The organism is Thalassospira mesophila, from assembly GCF_002115755.1.
Taxonomy (GTDB): Bacteria; Pseudomonadota; Alphaproteobacteria; order Rhodospirillales; family Thalassospiraceae; genus Thalassospira; species Thalassospira mesophila.
This window is the reverse complement of record NZ_JFKA01000001.1, coordinates 576,316-597,026: the sequence shown is the minus strand read 5'-3', so window position 1 is coordinate 597,026 and position 20,711 is coordinate 576,316. Positions and strand designations below refer to the sequence as shown.

The following is a 20,711-nucleotide window of genomic DNA, read 5'->3' as shown; positions in this document are numbered from 1 at the left end:
GGATTAAACGATCTGGAGGCAAAGATGACCGATACCCCCTATGCGCGCGACCTGATCGGTTATGGCGCAAACCCGCCCCATGCCAACTGGCCGAACAAGGCCCGCATTGCGGTGCAGTTTGTGCTGAATTACGAGGAAGGCGGGGAAAACTGCATCCTGCACGGGGACGCCGCATCGGAAGCCTTTTTGTCCGAAATGGTCGGGGCCGATGCGCGCCACGGCGTGCGCCATATGAGCATGGAATCGATCTATGAATACGGATCGCGCGTCGGGGTGTGGCGAATATTGAGCCTGTTTCGTGAACGTGAAATTCCCATCACCCTGTTTGCCGTGGCCATGGCCCTTGCCCGCCAGCCCCAGGTTGGCGAAATTGCGATGAAAGACGGGCACGAAATTTGTTCGCATGGCCTGCGCTGGATCGATTACCAGTATGTGGATGAAAATGTTGAACGTGATCATTTGCATCAGGCGATTGATATTATCAAAAATGTCACCGGGGAACGCCCGCTGGGCTGGTATACGGGCCGCACCAGCCCCAATACTCGTCGCCTTGTCGCCGAAGAAGGCGGCTTCCTGTATGACGCCGATGATTACAGCGACGAATTGCCGTTCTGGAGCACCCAGACCGAAAGCCCGCACCTGATTGTGCCCTATACGCTTGATGTCAACGATATGCGCTTTGCCGCCATGCAGGGCTTTAATTCCGGCGAGCAATATTACCAGTATTTAAAAGACAGTTTCGACACCTTGTATGAAGAAGGCGTCCATACCCCCAAAATGCTGTCCGTCGGTTTGCATTGCCGCCTTGTCGGCCGCCCGGGGCGCTTTGCCGCCCTGAAACGCTTTGTCGATTATGTGCGCAGCCATGATGATGTGTGGTTTGCACGGCGCATCGACATTGCCCGCCACTGGCGTGAACACCACCCGTTTGCGGGTTAAACAACAAGGTGCCAATCGCAAAGCGCGCCTTTACCTGATTTACAGGAACGTTCGAGATGACTGAAAACACCGTTTCCACGGCCACCGGGCCGGATGAAAAAACATCGCTGTTTGTCACAACCCCGCCCAGCACGCTGGCGGCAAAGTCGTTTGTTAATTTATATGGCGGTGTTTACGAACATTCGCCCTGGATTGCCGAACGGCTGGTGGACGACGGCATCAGCCCGGCCCTTGATAGCCCGGAAAAACTGGCAAGTGCGATGCAGGTTATTGTGGAACGCGCCACACGCGATGAAAAAATGGCGCTGTTGCGTGCCCATCCCGACCTTGCCGGTAAACTCGCCCTGGCCGATTTAACCGCATCATCGCGGGGTGAACAGCAAGGCGCGGGGTTAGATCAATGCAGCGAAGATGAACTTGTGCGATTTTCCACCCTTAATGATGTCTATAAGGGCAAGTTCGGTTTTCCGTTTATTTTTGCGGTAACAGGGTTTCATCGTACCGACATTCTGGCCGCGTTTGAGCGCCGGGTGAAAAACGATATCGACACCGAATTTAACGAAGCCCTGCAACAGGTTCACCGCATCGCATTATTGCGCTTGCAGGCCCTGTAAGCGTGGCACAGCACCCTTATCAGCAGGACGCAAACCAATGAGCCATTCCAGCAACGATACCGCCCCCGAATTTACCCGTCGTTTTGTCAATATGGCCGACGCGCGCCTTGGCGCGGTTGCCGTTTTTGCCACCGACGATTTTTTCGCCGACAAACAACGCATGTTGCAATCGGCCCCGGCGGTTTTTTACCCCGACAAATACGACGATAACGGCAAATGGATGGATGGCTGGGAAAGCCGCCGCAAACGGGTGGAAGGGCACGATTACGCCGTCGTGCGACTGGCAACATCGTGCAAGATTTATGGTGTCGATATCGACACCAGCCATTTCACTGGCAATTTCCCGCCTGCCGCATCGCTTGAGGCCTGTTTTTGCCCCGACGGCGACCCCGATGACACCGCAACCTGGAGCGAAATTGTCGCCCCGCAAGGCTTAGGAGCCAGTGCGCATCATTACGCCGATGCCCATAATGACGGGGTATTTACCCATGTGCGTTTACATATTTACCCCGATGGCGGCATTGCGCGGCTGCGCGTTTATGGCCGCCCCGACCGCGACTGGAGCCAGATGGCCCAGCAGGGCGAACAGGTGGATTTAGCAGCCATGATCAATGGCGGCATCGCCGTTGCATGGTCTGACGCGCATTATGGCAACCCCAATGTAGTAATGGCACCGGGGCGCGGCATTAATATGGGCGATGGCTGGGAAACCAGCCGCCGGCGCGAACCGGGCAATGAATGGCTGATTATCGAACTGGGCCATCCCGGCGAGATCGACAAAATCGTCATTGATACCTGCCATTTCAAAGGCAATTTCCCCGACCGTGTTTCCATTCAGGGGGCCTATGTGGAGGGCGAAAAGGACAAGTCGATTATTGCGCGCTCGATGTTCTGGCAAACCGTGTTGCCGGAACAAAAAATGCAGGCTGACCGCATTCACGAATTTGGCGGGGCTGCCATTACCGTGCGCGGGCCTGTGTCGCATTTGCGCATCAATTCAATCCCGGATGGCGGCATCAGCCGCATTCGTATTCTTGGAAAACCAGCCCGGCCCTGATTTTCATCAATACCCGGTCTTCCCAAAGCGGCCGATGAAGACCGGGTACGGCGTGACCGCGTCGCGCGGCTTATGCCGTAATTGGCAAGGGCTTGATGAGCCCGCCCGCCGATTAAGGATCTGGTTGATCGGCTTTGATCAACCAGATTTGGAACAACAGCGCCGAACCACAGGGGGTAAAAATGAAATTGACTGTCGAACCGCTTACGCCGGAAGCTTTTACCGATTTTGGTGACGTGATCAGCACGGAAACCGCACGCGAATCCTTTGGGATTAATCAGGGGACGACCACGCGCTATCACGATATTTCCGGTATCGATGCCAGCGAGGAAGGCGGACGTCCAATTATCAGCATATTTCAGGGCAATCCGCGCCCCCTGCCAATCCGCATAGCCATGATGGAACGCCACCCGTTGGGGTCACAGGCGTTTGTGCCCATGCAGGGGCAAAAGTTTTTAATTGTCGTGGCCCCGGCCAGCGACCTGCCCAAGGCAGGCGATTTGCGCGCCTTTGTCACCAATGGCAAACAGGGGATTACCTATGACAAAGGCGTTTGGCACCACCCGCTTCTGGTGCTGGAACCTGACAGCGAATTTCTGATTATTGATCGCGCGGGCCCCGGCAATAACCTGAACGAAGTGAAAATGGGTGATATTGACGGTGTGCCGATCAGCCTGGACTGGCCGCGCCGCAAAACAGCCTAAACGAAGGATGCGGCGCCCCCACCAAGGCAGATTTGCGCAAATCCCCCCAGCCGACATGGCCGCTTAACAGCACCGGTTGTTTTGCAGGGCCCGCTTATTGCTGTGCGGCACCTGCCCCCATATCAAGGGCTAAAAGCTGCTTTTGAATATGCTGTGACAAAACGGGATCGGGATTGGCATTCATGGCACGCTGATAGGCCACCCGTGCCATATCGCGTTTGCCCATTGCCACGGCATTATCGGCAAAATGGGCCAGATGTTCGGCAATCGGGGCGGCTTTATTGGCCTTGATCAGGGCTTCTTCGGCGGCAGCGTAATCGCCCTGTTTATACAGGATCAGACCATAGGTATCCTGTATTGACGGGTTTTCGGGCTGCACCTGCATGGCCATTTTAATCAGCCTTTCGGCCTCCGCCAGGTTTTCACCCCGTGTGGCATAATGATAGGCCAGCCAGTTCGCGGCTTCGATATTTCCGGCTTTGGCGGCCTGTGCGGCTTCTGCCGTCAGGGTGTCGCTGTAAGATTTAATCACATCGGCCACACCTTGCGAGTTCAGCCCCTCAATCGAGGTCAGACCCAGCCGCGATACCTTGCAATTCGCCCCGCCGCCGTTTTGGCACAGGGCCAGTGCCTGTTGCCCGGCCCCAACCACCGTGGCGTTGGGCCCAGCGTAAAATGCCTTGCCGCTGTCATCGGTTGCCGTGGCCTTGAAATCGACCATCCGGGCGTAGGCCGTATCCAGGCTTGTCTGTTCGGCGGGGCCGCCCATCATGTCCTGGGGTTCCCATTTCGGTGCCGTATCGCCGCAGGCGACAAGCCCCAGAAACGCCATACTGACAATGACATGTCGGAAAATAATCGTCATGGTCTGCAATCTCCCCTTTGGAACATTCTGGTGCCATACCCCGATGCCGGGCCGGTTCCTGATCATAGCAAAAACAAGGCGTAATGCATTAACGGGTTTGCCCCCAAAGCAATCCCCCACCGACAAGTCGGAATATGCCGGAACCTCCGGTTTGAAATCCCCCTGTTTTAACCCGCTGATTATATCATTATCAACGTCACCATCGTTCACATACAGATCGCGCCCTTTGTCATCGCTGCGCCACAACCAACACAGCGCCCGGTTGCGATCATTTAAGGGCACCTCCCCCATGAAAACATTAATGTCATTTAATAACAGGTTTTAAAAATATAACGCCAAAACCGGCAACTTAAAATTATAACGTGTCTAAAACAAACAACTGGAATACGATTAAATTCGTATTAATTCAGGAGGCTTGAATGGCCAGTAATAATCCATCGACACTTTTTCAGGGCTACAGCACCGTTTCAGGTAAAACATATTTACAGGCGGTGACAGGCGACACCACCAAATCGGGTGCGCGGTCTTCGGTTGATGTCATTGTGACCAGCAGTGCCGAAAAAGTTGCAACCAGCATGGAAATCCAGGCATCCCTTACCGCAAGTTATGGTCCCGTTGCTTCTGGATCGACCAAGGTGGACTATTATCACAGCCAGGAAATCACCACTTACAGCACCGTTATCATGGTTTCGGCATCTAAAACGCTGAGCTCGGAAAGCATTACATCCAATTTAAGAATGCTTGATAGCGTTGCCACCCCCACCAATGATGCCGAAGCAACCAAATTTTTTAAATCCTATGGCGACTGCTTTTTACAAAACATCAATACCGGCGGTGAATATTACGGCACCTATGTTTTTTATTGCCAGTCGCGCGAAGAACAGGAATCACTTAATACCGAATTGTCGGCATCGGGTATTTATGACGGGGTTAGCGCCAGTGCCAGCCTGCAAACGTCGCTCGACAGTTTCACCCACTCCACCACGGTCAGTTACAGCTTCAAACAGGTTCTGACCGGCATCAGCAACCCGTCGCTGCCGACACAGGACAATTTTGTGGCCTATGCCCTTGCCTTTCCGTCCCTGACACTTGATGCACCGGTGATTAACAGCTTTGATATCTGGAGCTACACCAAGGTTATTGATCAGGCCTATGACGCAATTGAACGCAACCGGCTGTATTTTACCGGCGATGAATTCACCGTTGGCCTGACCTCAAGTGCAACCGCCCTTTCCGATTTGCAAGACCAGACCGACCGCATCATTGATACCTACGAGTTTTATCGCGGCATCGATTTCGACTGGCAGGATTTTGACACCAAACTGGCCAATATAGATGTTCAAACCGGCGATGACCTTGACAAAATAGCAGCCCAGATGGAAGCCTATCTGACCGATCCAGTCACACCTTATGAAAAACCGGCCCTGCCCGCACTCGATCAGGGTACACCGCAACTGGTGACCTATTATTCCTACAGCCAGACCGAAGGTGGCGGCGGCGGCAGCCCCTTTGACGATGTCGACACGATCAACGGCATCAGCAACCACACGCACATTACCGCGATTGAATTGCGAGCAGGGAAACGGGTTGACGCCTTAAAGGTTACTTACGCCGATGCCTCCGGCCATGAATGGCAAAAGGTGCATGGCGGCGGTGGCGGCAGCCCCGTTGGCCCACTGGAGCTTTCTGCTGCCGTACCGGTAACCGCCATTTCCGGGCGTGCCGGGTCAAAAACCGATCACCTGACCTTTGCCGCGGCCAATGGCACCAAACTTGATGGCGGCGGCGGCGGGGGTGGCGCCTTTGATTTCGTATTTCCCGACGGCATGTTTCTTGTTGGCTTTACCGGAAGGTCAGGATCGGAGCTTGACGCGATAGGGGCTGTGTTTGGCGGTTTCAAAACGGCAAAATGGTCAAATAGCTAAACCATCTGGCACAGGAAATTGCCGGTGATAACGCGGCAACGTTCAATGCGGCCATATCATACCAAGCCTCGGTGACCGGAGCCGTTCACCAAGGCTCCTCACTCCGGCGCCGGGCGGGGTTTCCAACGCGTACCCCGCCCGCGCACGTTTCAGATTGCGCAAAGTTAAGACCCGCATCCGACTGGAAATACCGCCAATACGCGATGCAGGTCGTAAAATTCTTACCCGCGAAACCAATTGAGAGATCCGCAAGCAAACCGGTGCAGGGAACAGCAAAAAACACGCGCGCACCGCCTTGAGGAAATACAATTTGCCGATATATACAGATTACAAACAATGACCTGCGTTCATTTTGCCGCACCGCAAACCGATGCGGCGTTTGTGGCTGAAACCCAAAAGGAAAAAACATGGCTTCAATCAAGCTGGCTGTCGTCGTTGGCAGCAACCGCAAGGATTCAATCAATCGCAAGCTGGCCAATGCACTGGTCAAACTGGCGGGGGATCGCGTAGAGGTGTCGCTGGTTAAGATCGATGATTTGCCGATGTATAATATGGACCTTGAAGGCAACCGCCCCGATGCGGTGAACCGTTTTACCGCCGAAGTTGCGGCATGCGACGCGGTATTGCTGGTCACCCCGGAACATAACAGATCGATCCCGGCTGTTTTGAAAAACGCCATCGACTGGGGTTCCAAGCCGATGGACAAAAATGTCTGGAAGGGTAAAGCCACCGCCATTACCGGCACGTCGCCAGGTGCCATTGGCACCGCTGTGGGCCAACAGCATTTGCGCCAGATTATGGGCATTCTCGGCGGGCTGGTGATGGGCGGTGAAGCCTATATCGCGTTCAAACCCGACCTGATTTCCGATGATGGCAGCATTGCCATTGACGATACCCGGGCGTTCTTGCAGGCCTATATCGATAATTTTATTAATGTTGCCGAAAAACTGTCAGCCTGAGTTGCACATCCTTGCTCTCTTTGGGGATGAGCAATAAGAGACCAACAAAACACAAAAGCCGCCGGAAAATTTCCGGCGGCTTTTAATTTGCGCAATATGACTTGCGATAATTTTTGCTCTGCCTTGCTTACGCGCCGCGTTCCGCAATCATCTTTTTGATTTCGGTAATCGCCAGGGCCGGGTTCAGGCCCTTGGGGCAGGTATTGGTGCAGTTCATGATCGTGTGGCAACGATACAGACGGAACGGATCTTCCAGCATATCAAGACGTTCGCCGGTATATTCATCACGCGAGTCTGCAAGCCAGCGATAGGCCTGCAACAGAACGGCCGGGCCAAGATAACGTTCCGGGTTCCACCAGTAAGACGGGCACGCGGTCGAACACGAGAAGCACAGGATGCATTCCCACAGACCGTCAAGTTTGTGACGTTCTTCGCGCGACTGCAACCGTTCGCCATCTGGCGGCGGCGGGCTGTCGGCCTTTAACCATGGCTCGATCGAGGCGAGCTGGGCATAGGGATGCGACAGATCGGGCACCAGATCCTTGACGACCGGCATATGCGGCAACGGATAGATTTTGACATCACCGCTAATGTCGCCGATCGGTTTCAGGCATGCCAGCGTATTGCGACCATCAATATTCATCGCGCACGAACCGCAAATACCTTCGCGGCAGGAACGACGGAATGTCAGGGTCGCATCAACTTCGTTCTTGATCTTGATCAGCGCGTCGAGAACCATCGGTCCGCAGGCGTCAAGGTCAAGTTCATAGGTGTCGGTACGCGGGTTATCGCCGGAATCAGGATCATAACGATAGATCTTGAATTTCCGGGTATTCTTCGCATTCGCCGGTGCAGAAAACGATTTACCGTCCTGCACGACCGAATTGGCGGGAAGCTTGAATTCAGCCATCTCTCAAATCCTCTTTGTCCGCGCCTTAATACACGCGTTCCTTCGGCTCGATATACTCAACTTCGTCGGTAAGGGTGAAGCTGTTAACCGGCCGATAGGTGAGATCAACGCCATAGTTGTTGTCCCAGGCAACCTTGGCAATCGTATGCTTCATCCAGACTTCGTCATCGCGCTTGGGATAATCTTCGTGCGCGTGCGCCCCGCGGGATTCATGGCGCGCCTCGGCAGAATTCATGGTCGATGCTGCGCAAACCATCAGGTTTTCCAGCTCCATGGTTTCTACCAGATCCGAGTTCCAGATCAGTGAACGGTCCGAAACAGAAACATCCGACAGGGTTGCTGCTGTTTTGGAGAGTTTTTCAACGCCTTCCCCCAGGATTTCGGCGGTACGGAACACGCCGCAATTGCCCTGCATGACCTTCTGCATTTCAAGGCGGATTTCCGCCGTCGGACGGGCACCCTTGGCCCAGCGCAGACGATCAAAGCGATCAAGGGCGATCTGGCCATCGCTGGCTTTGATTTCCTTGAAGGATGATTTCGGGTCAACAACCTCGGCGGCATGCATGCCACATGCGCGGCCAAACACCACCAGATCGAGCAGCGAGTTCGTCCCCAGACGGTTGGCACCATGAACCGACACGCAGGCGGCTTCGCCCGCTGCCATCAGGCCCGGCACCGTACGGTTGGGGTCATCAGCCGTCGGGTTAAGGACTTCGCCCTTATAGTTGGTCGGAATGCCGCCCATGTTATAATGGACCGTCGGCAGAACCGGGATCGGTTCTTTGGTTGCATCAACACCGGCGAAAATCTTGGCTGTTTCGGTAATGCCCGGCAGGCGTTCCCACAAAACTTCCGAGCCCAGATGCTCAAGATGCAAATGGATATATTCGCCATGTTCACCCACACCGCGACCATCGCGAATTTCCTGGGCCATGCCGCGCGAAACAACGTCACGCGATGCCAGGTCTTTCACGGTCGGTGCATAACGTTCCATGAAACGTTCGCCTTCGGAGTTGGTCAGATAGCCGCCTTCGCCGCGCGCACCTTCGGTGATCAGGCAGCCCGACCCATAAATGCCGGTCGGGTGGAACTGAACAAATTCCATATCCTGAAGGCCAAGGCCCGCACGGGCCACCATGCCATGGCCGTCGCCGGTGCAGGTATGGGCCGAAGTGCAGCTAAAGAACGCACGGCCATAACCACCCGATGCCAGAATGGTCATCTTGGCGTTAAAGCGGTGCATGATGCCGGTATCAAGATCCCATGCCATCAAACCGCGGCAGGTGCCGTCTTCGTCCATGATCAGGTCGAGGGCGACATATTCAACAAAGAACTCGGCTTTGTGCTTCAGGCACTGTTGATACAGGGTATGCAACATGGCGTGACCGGTACGGTCAGCCGCCGCACAGGCACGTTCTACCGGGGCCTTGCCGTGGTCGCGGGTGTGACCGCCAAACGGGCGCTGGTAAATTTTGCCTTCGGCGGTACGCGAAAACGGCATGCCGTAATGTTCAAGTTCATGAACAGCGGGCACCGCATTGCGGCACATATATTCGATGGCATCCTGATCGCCCAGCCAGTCTGACCCCTTGACGGTGTCATACATGTGCCACTGCCAGTGATCTTCCGACATATTGCCCAGCGAGGCACCAATACCGCCCTGGGCGGCAACAGTGTGTGAGCGGGTCGGGAAGACCTTGGTGATGCAGGCGGTTTTCAAACCGGCTTCGACCGTGCCCAGTGTGGCGCGCAAACCGGCACCACCGGCACCCATAACGATGACGTCATAGTTATGGTCGATAATTTTGTAGGATTCTGTCATTGCTCAGGCTCCGGCAAAAACGATTCGCAGTACCGAAATAATCGCCGCAACGGTCATAAAGGCCGTCAGCGCACGGATCAGCAACATCGAAACGACTTCTGCTTTACGGTTATGCACATAGTCTTCGATTACAACTTGCAGGCCGAGAACGAAATGCCAGGCAACGGAAATGATCAGAAGGACCATCATGGTTGCATGGAAATAGCTGCTCAGCCAGGCGTGAACCGCATCAAATGACGCAGTGTGGCCCGCAAGGATCGAATAGATAAACCAAAGTCCCAGCGGCAGGTTCGCCGCAGCGGTGACGCGCTGCGCCCACCAGTGCGAAGAGCCGCTTTTAGCGGAACCGAGGCCGCGTACACGGCCCAGATCGGATTGCATCTTCATAACAACCTTGTCCCCATTTGCCTGGCTCAAACCAGACCGATAATCCAGGTGATGATGGTCAGCACGACTGCCGCGCCAAGAACGATCGGGTTGGACTTCGCCGCCCCTTCATTCGACAGGCCGCGACCGGTATCCCAGACGAGGTGCCGGACACCGTTGCAGGCGTGATAGAAAAACGCCACTGTCCAGCCGAACAGCAGCAACAGACCAAACCACGAGGTGAAAAATGCCTGATAGCCCTCGAACGTATCCCGACCGGCGCCAGCAGCGATAAGCCACGACGCCAGGAATACGAAACCAATGGCAAGGCCAATGCCCATAAAGCGGAACGAAATGGACATTATGGCCGTCAGCGGGAGCCTGTACACCTGAAGGTGGGGAGACAGCGGCCGATTGGCTTTGCTCATAACGGAATTGCCTCTTCTCAAATAGCTGGCGGGAAAGCAGGGATTATTTACCCACGCCGAGGGGGCAAGTCAATCTCAACGCCCTTGAAAACCATAGAAATCTGCGAATTAACGCCATTTCTACTGTTGCTTTAGTTTTGTTTCATATAGTTGAACGCAAGGCAATATCCCCCTTAGTCGGAGATATATGATGTGCGAACGCCCCAAAACAGGGACAACGGCGAAATTTGTTATTTTACGGACAAACTGCGCTTTGGGATCAAAACAGTATGGTCAAAATCGAGCAACACGGCGGAGTCATATTTTCCGGCCTCATCGCGCAGTGAAAAATCCGTCGCGCCGTGGTTGCGCATCGCAACAAGCCTTACGCGCAATGCGCCCACATCATCACGCCCGGCAAGGCTGATTTTGTCGATAATTTCCGACCAGGCAAACACCGTATCACCGGCAAAGGCCGGGTTGGCGTGGCTGCCGCCATTGATCGCCACAATTTTAAACGCATTGCCCAACCCGTTAAATGACAAGGCCCGGGCCAGCGACATGACATGACCACCGTAAATCAGGCGTTTGCCAAACCGGCCCTGATTGGCCGCGATCTGGTCAAAATGGACTTTGGCGGTATTTTGATATAGCCGCGTGGCGATCTGATGTTCGGCTTCTTCAATCGTCATGCCATCGACATGGTCAATCTTTTCACCAATCGCATAATCATCCCAGTAATGCGGCGACCCGGCTAGTTCACCATCATAATCGGTCAGATCAAGCCCGACGGGCACCCGAAAGCTGGTGGCATCCACCGTTGCGGGCAGATCTGGCACAATGGCGTCAGGGGCTGGGGCATCAGGGTTGTTTTTGCGCACCATGACCCAGCGGTTATAATCGACCACCATTTCGCCATGCTGGTTACAGCCGACCGAATTAACGTACACCACCCCGGTTTTGCCGTTTGAATTTTGCTTTAGGCCGATCACGCGCGAAACGGTGCTAACGGTATCGCCGGTATAAACCGGCGCCCCAAACACGCCCCCGGCATAGCCCAGATTGGCCACCGCATTTAACGACACATCGGGTACGGTTTTGCCAAACACCATGTGAAACACCAGCAAATCATCAACCGGGGCGCCGCGAAACCCAATGGCGCTGGCAAATTCCGCCGATGACTGAACGGCAAAACGCGGACCATATAACCCGGTATAAAGCGCGACGTCGCCCGCGGTTATGGTGCGCGGAGTGGCATGGCGCAACACCTGCCCCAGGCGGAAATCCTCGAAATAATTACCGGGGTTGTTTTTGGACATCATCACGGAAAATTCCTTGTTCGCGGCACAATACACAAGCGCATTGGGCCAACCCGCCCCATTTTGGCACCTGCATTACAGGGCAAGCGCCCACACAGTTCAGGCCGTTGCCATTGCGGCAATCTGATCGGCAAGGGCGACCAGGCGCTGCGCACTCACCACATGCAGGTTTTCAATCAACTTGCCATCAACCAGCACAACCCCCTGCCCCTTGGCACTGGCATCCTTGTGCGCGGCAATAATTTTACGCGCCCAGGCGACCTCGGTCTCGCTTGGCGCAAAGGCTTTATTGGCGGCAGCAATGGTTTTGGGATGGATCAGGGTTTTACCATCAAAGCCCAGTTCGCGGCCCTGCACACAGGATGCATCAAAACCCTCATCGTCAGACAGATCCAAATGAACACCATCCAGAATGGCCAGATCATAGGCACGCGCGGCCAGCATACACAGGCCAAGGCTTGTGATCATCGGCAGGCGGTCTCTTGTGTGGGCACAGTTCAAATCCTTGGCCAAATCGGATGTGCCCATCACAAATCCGCCCAAAAGCGGATGCGCGCCGGCAATTTCGCGGGCGTTTAGCATCGCCAGCGGCGTTTCCATCATGCACCAGATGCGCATGTTTTCGTGCGCCCCTTCGGCCTGCATGATTGCAGCCACCTGCTGAATGGTTTCCGGGCTTTCGACCTTGGGCAGCAAAATGGCATCGGCCTTGCTGCGCGCCGTGGCAACAATGTCGTCATATCCCCACGGGGTGTTCAGGCCATTGACCCGCACCTGAATTTCACGCGGGCCAAACCCGCCCGCATCCAGGGCAGCAATGATCTGATCGCGCGCCAGTTTTTTGGAGTCGGGCGCAACAGCATCTTCCATGTCGAAAATCAGCCCGTCGGCCAAAAGGGTGCGTCCCTTTTCCAGCGCCCGCGCATTGGAACCGGGCATATATAAAACGGATCGACGCGGACGCGATGAAACAGCCATCTAAAAGCCTCTGATTTGTAACTTTAGTATAAAATAAGACGATCAAACTTTAACAAAATTACCAAATATTGCTGCATCGCGGCAAGTTGTATTTTTATAATATCGCCACAAGGCATACGCGCAGAGGCATTGCGCATGGTATAATCTCTCTGCCGTACCAAATTTTACTTATGTTTGAAAAAGTGATTTCCCCTCAACGGGGTATTTATTTTCCCAATCGCCTTTTGCATAGCTTGCGAAGACCGGAATGCCTTCGTAAAAAGATATCATGATGATATCCGACACCGCCAGACCGGCATCGGAAACAGGGGACCCCATGCGCAAGAACCACGTTCGCAATACAATTGCCGCACTGTGCACAACAAGCTTGCTGGCCGGATGTGCCAGCCAGCAGACACCATCCTTTTTAAATGTGCAACCAGATCAAAACGGGGCCTGCCAGTTTAACGAGGCCGGATACGTGATTGGTGGCGCATTGCTTGGCGCGGGACTGGGGCTTTTGGTCGGCGGTAAAAACCGCGGCAAGACTCTTGTTGCCGGCGGTGCCCTGGGTGCGCTGGCAGGCAAAGGCCTGCAATCTTACCTTATGAATCGCTGCGAGAAACTTGCCGCGGTGCAAAAGGAGCTGCGCGAAACCAAAATGGGGATTGCGCGGGTGAATGTTCCGACAGGCTCGACCTGGGCCAACCCCGATGCCAGCACCAGTAAAACCGAAGAAGGTTTGCTGGTGACGCTAGATAACAGTGGCATGTTTGCCAGCGGCGACGACAGCCTTTCGACGGCGGCCAACAGCGATATGCACAAAATTGCCGGCACCTTCCGGGGAACGGACCGCAATATCCTGATTGTTGGCCACACCGACAGCACCGGCAGCCGGGCACTGAACCTTGACCTGTCACAGCGCCGCGCCCGCACTGTTGGCCGCATTTTCGAGCAGGAAGGTGTCGATAAAAGCCGCATTTTCTATAAGGGGGCCGGAGAAGACCAACCGATTGCCAGCAACGCCACCGACAAAGGCAAAGCGCAAAATCGCCGCGTGCAAATTATCGAGCTTGAAACCCGCGAAGCCATCATGGCCTTTGCCAGCCAGACCGAAACCGACCCGACATTGCCCGAACGCGTAAAAGCCAACCAGGCCCCTGCAGACGCCGACGAACCAGTCACCACACCCGCCCCTCCCGCAAAAGCCGCGCCTAAAGCGACGGGCAATGCCAATACCAGTGCCCCCACCACACAGGAAGCCATGACCAAACCTGGCTATCTGGTTGCGAAATCGGGCCATGGCATTGATTTTGGCGGCCAACCTGCGGAAAATATGCCCAACACATTATCGGGCAAGGCCGGTTTGCCAGATAAGGAAGACGAAGGCATGCTGTCATCGCTTTGGCCGTTAGGGACAGCCAAGGCATCGGAAACAACACTTCCCACTAATATTGCCTGCATAGAAGACACCTATCGCCCGGTCGGGGCGGTGATGTCGCTTGCCAATGACCGCCCGGTTCACGAAACAGCCGACTATTTACCCGGGCTGTATTCGACCAGTTGGCACGACACGGTTAACCATCATCTGGTGGGGCTGACCAAGGTTGCCGTTTTGCAAAATGGCGGTTCTACTGATGGCGACCCGGATGTTTTCGTATTTGAAAACTACAAAAAGGGCGACCAGAAACCGGCCATCAAAACCAGTGGCCATGCCCGGTCCTATCTTGGGACAGATGGCGTGATGTATCGAGTGTTTATGGATGCCGATGCCTGGCCTGTGCGCTGCATGGATGTGCTGTTTTCACGTAAAGACCCGTTCGGCACCGCAGAAGGACGCATTTATTATGACCGGGACGGGCATGTTTATGGCCGTGACATCAGCCTTGAAAAAGCAAAATGATTTTGGGGAATTGGGGGAATTGATCGATGCTTGACGAAATTTACGCCTTTGTGATGGCCTATCGCGAACTTGTGTCGATTGTGGTTCTGACAATCTTGCTGGTTATTTTGCTTTTAAACTGGTGGGACGAGGTGAAACTGTTTGCCAAAAGCACATTTTACAGCATGCCGCTTATTGGCAAAACCCGCCGCCTGTCCAAGGATCTGAATGTCCGGCGTGACGGCTGGTTCGCCTCGGAACGGACCCTGTGCGAAGATTTTGCTGGCGATATTCGCAAAATTGCGGCCGACCCGGACATGTATGACAAGGCCAAAAGCTATCTTGGCAAGGTCCAGGAACTGGGCCGCACCGAACTGGGCATTGCCATGCGGCTGTTGCTGATTGCCATGGTCTTTATCGAGGCCCTTGGTTTTGCCTATGTGCTGTCGGGCTATACGCTTCCGGGGGCCAGCGAAAAGCTGCAGGTGCAAGGCGCGTTTGGCATTGCCTTTCTGATTTCCTGCGTGCTGGTATTTTTCACCCATCAGGCCGGTCACGAACTGCACAAGCGCGGGCTGATTGGCAAAATCCGCACATGGTGGAATCACGACAGCAACCCCGACCGCCCCAACCTGATGGGCCGCACCAACAAGACAACGCTGGAAAACGATGATCTTGATGATCATGATCCGGCCTATCTGCAAATCCTGCATCGTCTTGATACCAACGCAACGGTCACCAAGGGCACCCCGATCTGGACGATTGTTGCAGTGATTGCCATCATCGGCGTTGCCTGCACGGCAACCTATGTGCGTTACGAAACCTACAAGCAGGAAAAAACCGCCGAAACCACCGGCGCACCGGCGCCCGATAACAGTTTTTCGCTGGGCGACCTTATGTCCAACGATGACGCCCTGCCCGATTTGCTGGCCCAGCCCCAGCAAAGTGCCGATGCAAAGGCATCAAAAGAACGCGAAGGTGCCCGCGATGCGGCAAACCTTTCGACCTATGCCATTTTGGCAGCCCTGTTTATTCTGATCCAGATCATGGGGATTGGCATTGGTTTTAAAACCGGGTTTGCCGGCAAGGAAAGCAGCGAAGCCCGCCGTATCATTGGCAAGTTTTCAAGCCGGGCGGGCTATGAAAGCTGGTTTGAGCGCAAACGCGATGCCATTGCCAGGATTGCCCAAAAACACCTGACCAACCTGCAATCGCGCCTGACCGACCATGCCGCCACCACCGGCGTTGACAAGGCCCATCGTGACATTTTGCAATATTCCGCAGACCGCAACTTTATGGAGCATTATTACCAGAGCGAAGATAAAAGCTATCGCGCACGTCAGGCCAGCGAAGCTGTTACCCGCAATATGGAAATGCAACATCGTGACGCGGCCGTTGCGGCAAGCGCAGCAGCATCAGGGCCCGCACCGGCACCTGTTGCCACGCCCGAACCAGAAGCACTGTCGCAGCCGGCAGAAACAACCGAGCAGATGGAGCAGCGCCTGCGCGCCAAAATCAAACAGGAAATAGCCGAAAAGAAAGCCCGCGAAGAAGCAGAAAAACAGGCCAAACCTGCTGAAAGCGAAGAAGAAATGTATGCCCGAATGCGCCGTGAAGAAGGCCTGGAAGACTAATGCCAACGCAGGAAGGGAAAACAGAATGAACAGGCAGTTAACCCGTTTCACCCAAGCCGGGATGGCAGTTCTCGCCGCGGTGGCATCGTTTGCCCCAAGCAGCCCGGCACAAGCCGAAAGTGCAAAAATTGGCAGTTGTTATGACCAGGTGCGGATCAGTGATATCGCAACGCCAAAGCTGTCGCGCGATCTGTATATTGTGGTCGACCAGACCCTGATCTTTGATAAAAACCTGCAAGAAGATGCCTATCGCAAATTGCAGGATTTTGTCACGCCCGGCACCGCCTATCATGTGGTGACATTTTCGGCCAATGCGGCAGGCCGTTATGCATCGGTTCTGATTAATGCGCAGGTCGATACACCGCTCGATAATGACACCCGCTATGACATTTCCAAAAAAATGCTGGTCCAGCTTGATGCCTGCCAACAAAAACAGGCCTTACTGGCCAAAAAGGCCTTAGGGCAGGCGTTATTAAAGGCATTTGGCGGTGCCAGCACCGAACTTCCCCACACCGAACTGATGGGGAACCTTGCCAATATTTCGCGCAATCTCACCGGGGCGTCAGACATTAACGACAAATATCTGGTCGTGATTTCAGATATGATCGAAAATTCCGACCTTCTGTCTTTCTATAAGGCCGGAAATCTGGAAAAAGCCAATACCGATGCCCATTTTGAAAACTATGCTCAGGCCGGTGCCATTGGCGATTGGCAACAGGCCAAGGTTTATGTCATTGGCGGCGGATATGCGCCCGATGGCAGTTACTGGTCATCCGCCCAGCTTAAAATCCTGCGCGATTTCTGGACCAGCTATTTTGAACGCGCGAATGCCAGAATGATGGAATTTGGCACGCCGTCTCTTTTGGGCAATATCGGCGGCTAGACCCAGGGGATAGACCCAAGAGGCTGATCCATCGGCTACCCCGTTACGCACATACAAACGGCCCTGCATTTTTGTCAGGGCCGTTTGGCTTTCAGCGTTCAGGTATCGGCCCTAAAAGAACTTGCCAAGACCGCCAAATCTATCATCGGATTTACTGGCATCGGCCCCCTGTTCGACCACCCGCACCGTTGCACTACGCCCTGCCACCAGCCGCACATTGGCAGGGACATCATCAAGGGCCACACGTACCGGCACACGTTGCGCCAGACGGACCCAGCTAAATGTCGGTTTAACATTGGCGAGGCTGCCGATGGCACCGGTGCGTTCGCTATCTTGAATACCGGCTGAAATGCTGGCGACATGGCCGTAAATCGGCTGTTTTTCACCCATCAATTGCACTTCAACCCGGTCGCCAATGGCAATGCGGGGCAATTTGGTTTCTTCGAAATACCCGGCAACATAATAGGAATTGGCATCGATCAAGGCGGCAATCGCACTGCCTGCCCCCACATAATTACCCGGCCGCAGGGAAAAGTTGGTCAGGGTACCATCCACCGGTGCGCGTACCTTGGTGCGTTCGAGGTTCAGTTCCACCAGTTCAAGGTCGGCCTTGGCCAATTCAACCGCCGCATTGGCGGTTGCCAATGTCGTGCGTACCTGTTCCTGTTTCTGGCGCGAAACCGCGTCACTGCTAAGGTTGCGATAGCGTTGAACTTCGCGTTCCGCCTGTTCCTTGCTGGCAACGGCACTGTCAAGCCGGGCCTGCGCCTGACCGACGGCAACCTTGAAACGGGCGGTATCGATTTCAAACAATAAATCGCCTGCCTTGACCTGCTGGTTATCACCAACATTTACTTTGCTGACCAGCCCCGACACATCGGGCGCAATGGCGACCACATCGGCACTGATGCGCCCGTCACGGGTCCAGGGATCGTTCATGTAGTAATCCCACAATTGCATCCCTGCGACCACCGCCGCCACAACCAGCACCCCGGACAGCACAAACCGCCCGATCCATGAAAACCATTTTTTCATAATTCACCTACCCAACAAAAACCGCCGTGATCCCGGCCAGCAGCAATACAAACAGCGCCAGATCGATCAGGGCCGGATGAAATGTGGCGCGGTAAAAACCAACCCGCACCAGAACTTTGCGCAGCACAATCAGGCTGCACCATGCAACAATGGCGCACACCAGAAAGCCCGGTAAAAAAACACCATATAAATCCACCATCGAGCCAATCATACCCGTCATGCCCGTCCCTCCAGACTTGCAGGTGCCAGATCGTTCGCACACGACAAGGACTGCGCAATACATTGAAAACGGCGTCCGAAATCCGGTTCGCTATCGCGGGCCAGAACCCGGCGCATCGCCACAAGCGACACCACCAGTCGGCGTTTAAAAACAGGATCCATCACCACCGGCTTTGCTCCAATTTGCATATCACGCGGCGCGACAAGCCCGGTGGCATCCCCGACACCGCACGACAAACCCTGCGGGCCGAAATTCGCCGTTGCCAGCATCAAAATTTCGTCAAGCATCGACAAAAGCTCCGCATCAGGCGGGCGGTCAAAATCGCGAGTTCGCAAATCAAAATGGGTCGCCATCACAGCCAGAAAACGATCCAGCCCTGTCGCAATTGTACCGTTCAGCCCTTTGCGCACCCGACGCAAATCAAGCAAATTGGCTGCAATTGACACTTCGGGCATGGCGCGCATCAAACGGGTGCGATGATCCGGTGCCAGGGCCAGTTTGGGCAGGATCAAACCCTGCCGGTCAAGCAACCGCCGCAACACCGTCATGCGCGGGGCAACACGATCAAACCGGGCCAGATTGGCAAGGTCGCGCCAATTGGCCTGTAACAGACGACGAATACTATGATCAGGTGTCATAGAGCGCATCATCGCGGTTACCACCGCCGCCACAGCAAAGCCCGCCACCATCGCCACCGCCCCGTCAATCGAACTGGCAAAATTGCCGCTATAGCGGGTGGAGATATTCAGCAACATCACCGTGTTAACCGCCATGGGCAAGGCAAAGATAAAGGTTTTCGGCGACGGGATCAGCAAGCCGATCAGCAACAGGTAGGGCGCAAACACGGCGGCAAGCAACGGAAAACCGTCAATTGCGGGCAACACCGCATATCCATAAAACAGCGTCACCACCACCGAAAACAGGGTATAGGTGATAAAGCCTTTTTGGGCCGGTACCGGGTCGTCAAGAAACGACAAAATACTGGTGGCCACTGCGGCCATCATGGCTGCCGATGCCCCATTGGGCCAGCCGGTTTCCACCCAGATCAGACACACAACCAGCGTGGCAATGGTGGCCGTCAACCCGGACCGCAAGGCAAGACCATAATCCACATGAAGAGACGGTTTGTCGCCCCGGTCGCGCCAGCGATCCACAACCGTGTTGGGAACCCGTCCTTCGCGGATACCGGCCCACAATAACTGACAATCATCGTAAAAGCCGATCAGGCGGTGCAGGCGCACACACAGGTTAATCACCAAAAGGTCGTGCCAGTTGCGGTTAACCTCGTATTGGCGGGCCAGTGCGGCAATGTCGCTGTGTAACTGGTTTATGCGGTTGCGATCAAACGGGTCGGCATCGCCATCCTGCATCCAGCCGTCAATGCATTGCAAAAGAGTGGCAACATTTTCGGGGATGCCAGGGCCGGTTGCCGCCAACGCATTAATCCGGTCATGCAGGCTGTAAAGCGAAGGCAGCAAGGCCGCCATGGCATTTTGCAGGGCCTGTAACGGGCGCGTCATGCCGTTCAGGGATGAACGTTCATACCCCACATGCACCGCAAGGCCATGTATTTCACCAATATCGGCAATCAGTTTGATGCGGTCGCCATGCAGTTTTTCATCATCACTATCGCCTGCAAAACTTAATGCCGCCAGGTCGCGCACATCTTGCAAGGCACGATCAATGCGCGCCGCCAGAACCGGCCCCAAATGGCGCGGGAAGACAACGTGACTGACGACGGTTGCACAAATGATACCCAGACTGATTTCCTGCACACGGGCAACGGCAACATCAAACACTGTACCGGGGTCGGTAACACAGGGAAAACCGATAATGGCGGCGGTATAGCCTGCCAGCATGAACAGATAACTGCGCGGCGTGCGATCCAGCCGCGACAAATACAGGCACAAACCAACCCAGCCCGCCATCGCCAGCGACAGCAAAACCGGTGCATCGACAAGGTTGGGCACCAGTGCCACGGCAAAAACCGCCCCGATCATGGTGCCAACCACCCGGTAAACCGCCTTGGAGGCCAAAACACCGGTTAACGGGTTGGCGATAATATAGACCGTCGCCATCGCCCAGACCGGGCGGTCAAGATCAAACGCCAGCGCAATAAACAGGGCTAGCATACCGGCAACAAAGGTTTTGGCCGAAAAAATCCAGTCGCCAAGGTTTGGTCGGGAGGCGAGAATATTTTTTAACATCACATC

General features: G+C 54.8%; 19 protein-coding genes. 9 read left to right on the top strand and 10 right to left on the bottom strand.

What is annotated here, in order from left to right; translation table 11 throughout:
* Positions 1–24 precede the first annotated feature (24 nt).
* The 4 genes from puuE to TMES_RS02735 all read left to right on the top strand — a co-directional run bounded on the left by puuE (position 25) and on the right by TMES_RS02735 (position 3,314).
* Positions 25–939, top strand: coding sequence for an allantoinase PuuE (puuE, locus tag TMES_RS02750; protein WP_085579167.1), 915 nt, complete (start codon positions 25–27; stop codon positions 937–939).
* 56 nt (positions 940–995) lie between these two features.
* Complete coding sequence (gene uraD, locus TMES_RS02745) at positions 996–1,553, top strand: 2-oxo-4-hydroxy-4-carboxy-5-ureidoimidazoline decarboxylase (protein ID WP_085579165.1); 558 nt, start codon at positions 996–998, stop codon at positions 1,551–1,553.
* A gap of 37 nt (positions 1,554–1,590) precedes the next feature.
* On the top strand, positions 1,591–2,610 hold the full coding sequence (gene alc, locus TMES_RS02740; protein WP_085579163.1) for an allantoicase: 1,020 nt from the start codon (positions 1,591–1,593) through the stop codon (positions 2,608–2,610).
* Between the two features lie 182 nt (positions 2,611–2,792).
* Positions 2,793–3,314, top strand: a complete 522-nt coding sequence (locus tag TMES_RS02735; protein ID WP_085579161.1) for an ureidoglycolate lyase — start codon at positions 2,793–2,795, stop codon at positions 3,312–3,314.
* Positions 3,315–3,408: 94 nt separating this feature from the next.
* On the opposite strand, the gene TMES_RS02730 is transcribed toward TMES_RS02735, so the two are convergent.
* On the bottom strand, positions 3,409–4,179 hold the full coding sequence (locus tag TMES_RS02730; protein ID WP_085579830.1) for a tetratricopeptide repeat protein: 771 nt from the start codon (positions 4,177–4,179) through the stop codon (positions 3,409–3,411).
* Positions 4,180–4,598: 419 nt separating this feature from the next.
* On the opposite strand from TMES_RS02730, the gene TMES_RS02725 reads away from it, so the two are divergent.
* Both TMES_RS02725 and TMES_RS02720 read left to right on the top strand, forming a co-directional pair.
* A complete protein-coding gene (locus TMES_RS02725; protein ID WP_085579159.1) occupies positions 4,599–6,104 on the top strand; it encodes a jacalin-like lectin in 1,506 nt (501 codons plus the stop codon).
* Between the two features lie 407 nt (positions 6,105–6,511).
* Entirely contained in the window at positions 6,512–7,063 is a 552-nt protein-coding gene (locus TMES_RS02720; protein ID WP_085579157.1) for an NADPH-dependent FMN reductase, read from the top strand.
* Between the two features lie 127 nt (positions 7,064–7,190).
* Here the strand turns inward: TMES_RS02720 and TMES_RS02715 are convergent, their stop codons facing one another.
* From TMES_RS02715 to TMES_RS02690, 6 genes are all read right to left on the bottom strand, one after another.
* Positions 7,191–7,973 (bottom strand): succinate dehydrogenase iron-sulfur subunit, encoded by a 783-nt coding sequence (locus tag TMES_RS02715; protein ID WP_085579155.1) that lies wholly within the window; start codon positions 7,971–7,973, stop codon positions 7,191–7,193.
* A 25-nt stretch (positions 7,974–7,998) separates the two neighbouring features.
* The gene (gene sdhA, locus TMES_RS02710; protein WP_085579153.1) at positions 7,999–9,795 is read right to left on the bottom strand and encodes a succinate dehydrogenase flavoprotein subunit; all 1,797 of its coding nucleotides are present in this window, start codon (positions 9,793–9,795) and stop codon (positions 7,999–8,001) included.
* Between the two features lie 3 nt (positions 9,796–9,798).
* A complete protein-coding gene (sdhD, locus tag TMES_RS02705) occupies positions 9,799–10,182 on the bottom strand; it encodes a succinate dehydrogenase, hydrophobic membrane anchor protein (protein WP_085579152.1) in 384 nt (127 codons plus the stop codon).
* A 26-nt stretch (positions 10,183–10,208) separates the two neighbouring features.
* Positions 10,209–10,589, bottom strand: a complete 381-nt coding sequence (gene sdhC / locus TMES_RS02700) for a succinate dehydrogenase, cytochrome b556 subunit (RefSeq protein WP_085579150.1) — start codon at positions 10,587–10,589, stop codon at positions 10,209–10,211.
* 230 nt (positions 10,590–10,819) lie between these two features.
* A complete protein-coding gene (locus tag TMES_RS02695) occupies positions 10,820–11,887 on the bottom strand; it encodes a MaoC family dehydratase (RefSeq protein WP_211275860.1) in 1,068 nt (355 codons plus the stop codon).
* 99 nt (positions 11,888–11,986) lie between these two features.
* Positions 11,987–12,865: an HpcH/HpaI aldolase/citrate lyase family protein gene (locus TMES_RS02690; protein WP_085579146.1), complete on the bottom strand. Its 879-nt coding sequence runs from the start codon at positions 12,863–12,865 to the stop codon at positions 11,987–11,989.
* Positions 12,866–13,181: 316 nt separating this feature from the next.
* On the opposite strand from TMES_RS02690, the gene TMES_RS02685 reads away from it, so the two are divergent.
* From TMES_RS02685 to TMES_RS02675, 3 genes are read left to right on the top strand one after another with little or no spacing between them, the layout of a single operon-like run.
* The gene (locus tag TMES_RS02685; protein ID WP_158091175.1) at positions 13,182–14,747 is read left to right on the top strand and encodes an OmpA family protein; all 1,566 of its coding nucleotides are present in this window, start codon (positions 13,182–13,184) and stop codon (positions 14,745–14,747) included.
* A 26-nt stretch (positions 14,748–14,773) separates the two neighbouring features.
* A complete protein-coding gene (locus TMES_RS02680) occupies positions 14,774–16,360 on the top strand; it encodes a hypothetical protein (RefSeq protein WP_085579142.1) in 1,587 nt (528 codons plus the stop codon).
* Positions 16,361–16,385: 25 nt separating this feature from the next.
* Positions 16,386–17,243, top strand: coding sequence for a hypothetical protein (locus TMES_RS02675; protein WP_085579140.1), 858 nt, complete (start codon positions 16,386–16,388; stop codon positions 17,241–17,243).
* Positions 17,244–17,354: 111 nt separating this feature from the next.
* Here TMES_RS02675 and TMES_RS02670 read toward each other — a convergent pair whose 3' ends face one another.
* The 3 genes from TMES_RS02670 to TMES_RS02660 are packed head-to-tail and all read right to left on the bottom strand — an operon-like array spanning position 17,355 to position 20,705.
* Positions 17,355–18,278 carry an efflux RND transporter periplasmic adaptor subunit gene (locus TMES_RS02670; protein WP_085579138.1) on the bottom strand — a complete coding sequence of 308 codons (924 nt, stop codon included), beginning with the start codon at positions 18,276–18,278 and terminating at the stop codon, positions 17,355–17,357.
* Positions 18,279–18,285: 7 nt separating this feature from the next.
* A complete protein-coding gene (locus tag TMES_RS02665; RefSeq protein ID WP_245835179.1) occupies positions 18,286–18,498 on the bottom strand; it encodes a DUF1656 domain-containing protein in 213 nt (70 codons plus the stop codon).
* Positions 18,495–20,705 (bottom strand): FUSC family protein, encoded by a 2,211-nt coding sequence (locus tag TMES_RS02660; RefSeq protein WP_085579136.1) that lies wholly within the window; start codon positions 20,703–20,705, stop codon positions 18,495–18,497. Before TMES_RS02660 ends, TMES_RS02665 begins: the two co-directional genes overlap by 4 nt.
* Positions 20,706–20,711: the final 6 nt, after the last annotated feature.

What these genes read in the sequence shown, in the direction of transcription:
- puuE (WP_085579167.1), top strand. Translation starts at nt 25, where the DNA reads ATGACCGATACCCCCTATGCGCGCGACCTGATCGGTTATGGCGCAAAC.
- uraD (WP_085579165.1), top strand. Translation starts at nt 996, where the DNA reads ATGACTGAAAACACCGTTTCCACGGCCACCGGGCCGGATGAAAAAACA.
- alc (WP_085579163.1), top strand. Translation starts at nt 1,591, where the DNA reads ATGAGCCATTCCAGCAACGATACCGCCCCCGAATTTACCCGTCGTTTT.
- TMES_RS02735 (WP_085579161.1), top strand. Translation starts at nt 2,793, where the DNA reads ATGAAATTGACTGTCGAACCGCTTACGCCGGAAGCTTTTACCGATTTT.
- TMES_RS02730 (WP_085579830.1), bottom strand. Translation starts at nt 4,179, where the DNA reads ATGACGATTATTTTCCGACATGTCATTGTCAGTATGGCGTTTCTGGGG.
- TMES_RS02725 (WP_085579159.1), top strand. Translation starts at nt 4,599, where the DNA reads ATGGCCAGTAATAATCCATCGACACTTTTTCAGGGCTACAGCACCGTT.
- TMES_RS02720 (WP_085579157.1), top strand. Translation starts at nt 6,512, where the DNA reads ATGGCTTCAATCAAGCTGGCTGTCGTCGTTGGCAGCAACCGCAAGGAT.
- TMES_RS02715 (WP_085579155.1), bottom strand. Translation starts at nt 7,973, where the DNA reads ATGGCTGAATTCAAGCTTCCCGCCAATTCGGTCGTGCAGGACGGTAAA.
- sdhA (WP_085579153.1), bottom strand. Translation starts at nt 9,795, where the DNA reads ATGACAGAATCCTACAAAATTATCGACCATAACTATGACGTCATCGTT.
- sdhD (WP_085579152.1), bottom strand. Translation starts at nt 10,182, where the DNA reads ATGAAGATGCAATCCGATCTGGGCCGTGTACGCGGCCTCGGTTCCGCT.
- sdhC (WP_085579150.1), bottom strand. Translation starts at nt 10,589, where the DNA reads ATGAGCAAAGCCAATCGGCCGCTGTCTCCCCACCTTCAGGTGTACAGG.
- TMES_RS02695 (WP_211275860.1), bottom strand. Translation starts at nt 11,887, where the DNA reads ATGTCCAAAAACAACCCCGGTAATTATTTCGAGGATTTCCGCCTGGGG.
- TMES_RS02690 (WP_085579146.1), bottom strand. Translation starts at nt 12,865, where the DNA reads ATGGCTGTTTCATCGCGTCCGCGTCGATCCGTTTTATATATGCCCGGT.
- TMES_RS02685 (WP_158091175.1), top strand. Translation starts at nt 13,182, where the DNA reads ATGCGCAAGAACCACGTTCGCAATACAATTGCCGCACTGTGCACAACA.
- TMES_RS02680 (WP_085579142.1), top strand. Translation starts at nt 14,774, where the DNA reads ATGCTTGACGAAATTTACGCCTTTGTGATGGCCTATCGCGAACTTGTG.
- TMES_RS02675 (WP_085579140.1), top strand. Translation starts at nt 16,386, where the DNA reads ATGAACAGGCAGTTAACCCGTTTCACCCAAGCCGGGATGGCAGTTCTC.
- TMES_RS02670 (WP_085579138.1), bottom strand. Translation starts at nt 18,278, where the DNA reads ATGAAAAAATGGTTTTCATGGATCGGGCGGTTTGTGCTGTCCGGGGTG.
- TMES_RS02665 (WP_245835179.1), bottom strand. Translation starts at nt 18,498, where the DNA reads ATGACGGGTATGATTGGCTCGATGGTGGATTTATATGGTGTTTTTTTA.
- TMES_RS02660 (WP_085579136.1), bottom strand. Translation starts at nt 20,705, where the DNA reads ATGTTAAAAAATATTCTCGCCTCCCGACCAAACCTTGGCGACTGGATT.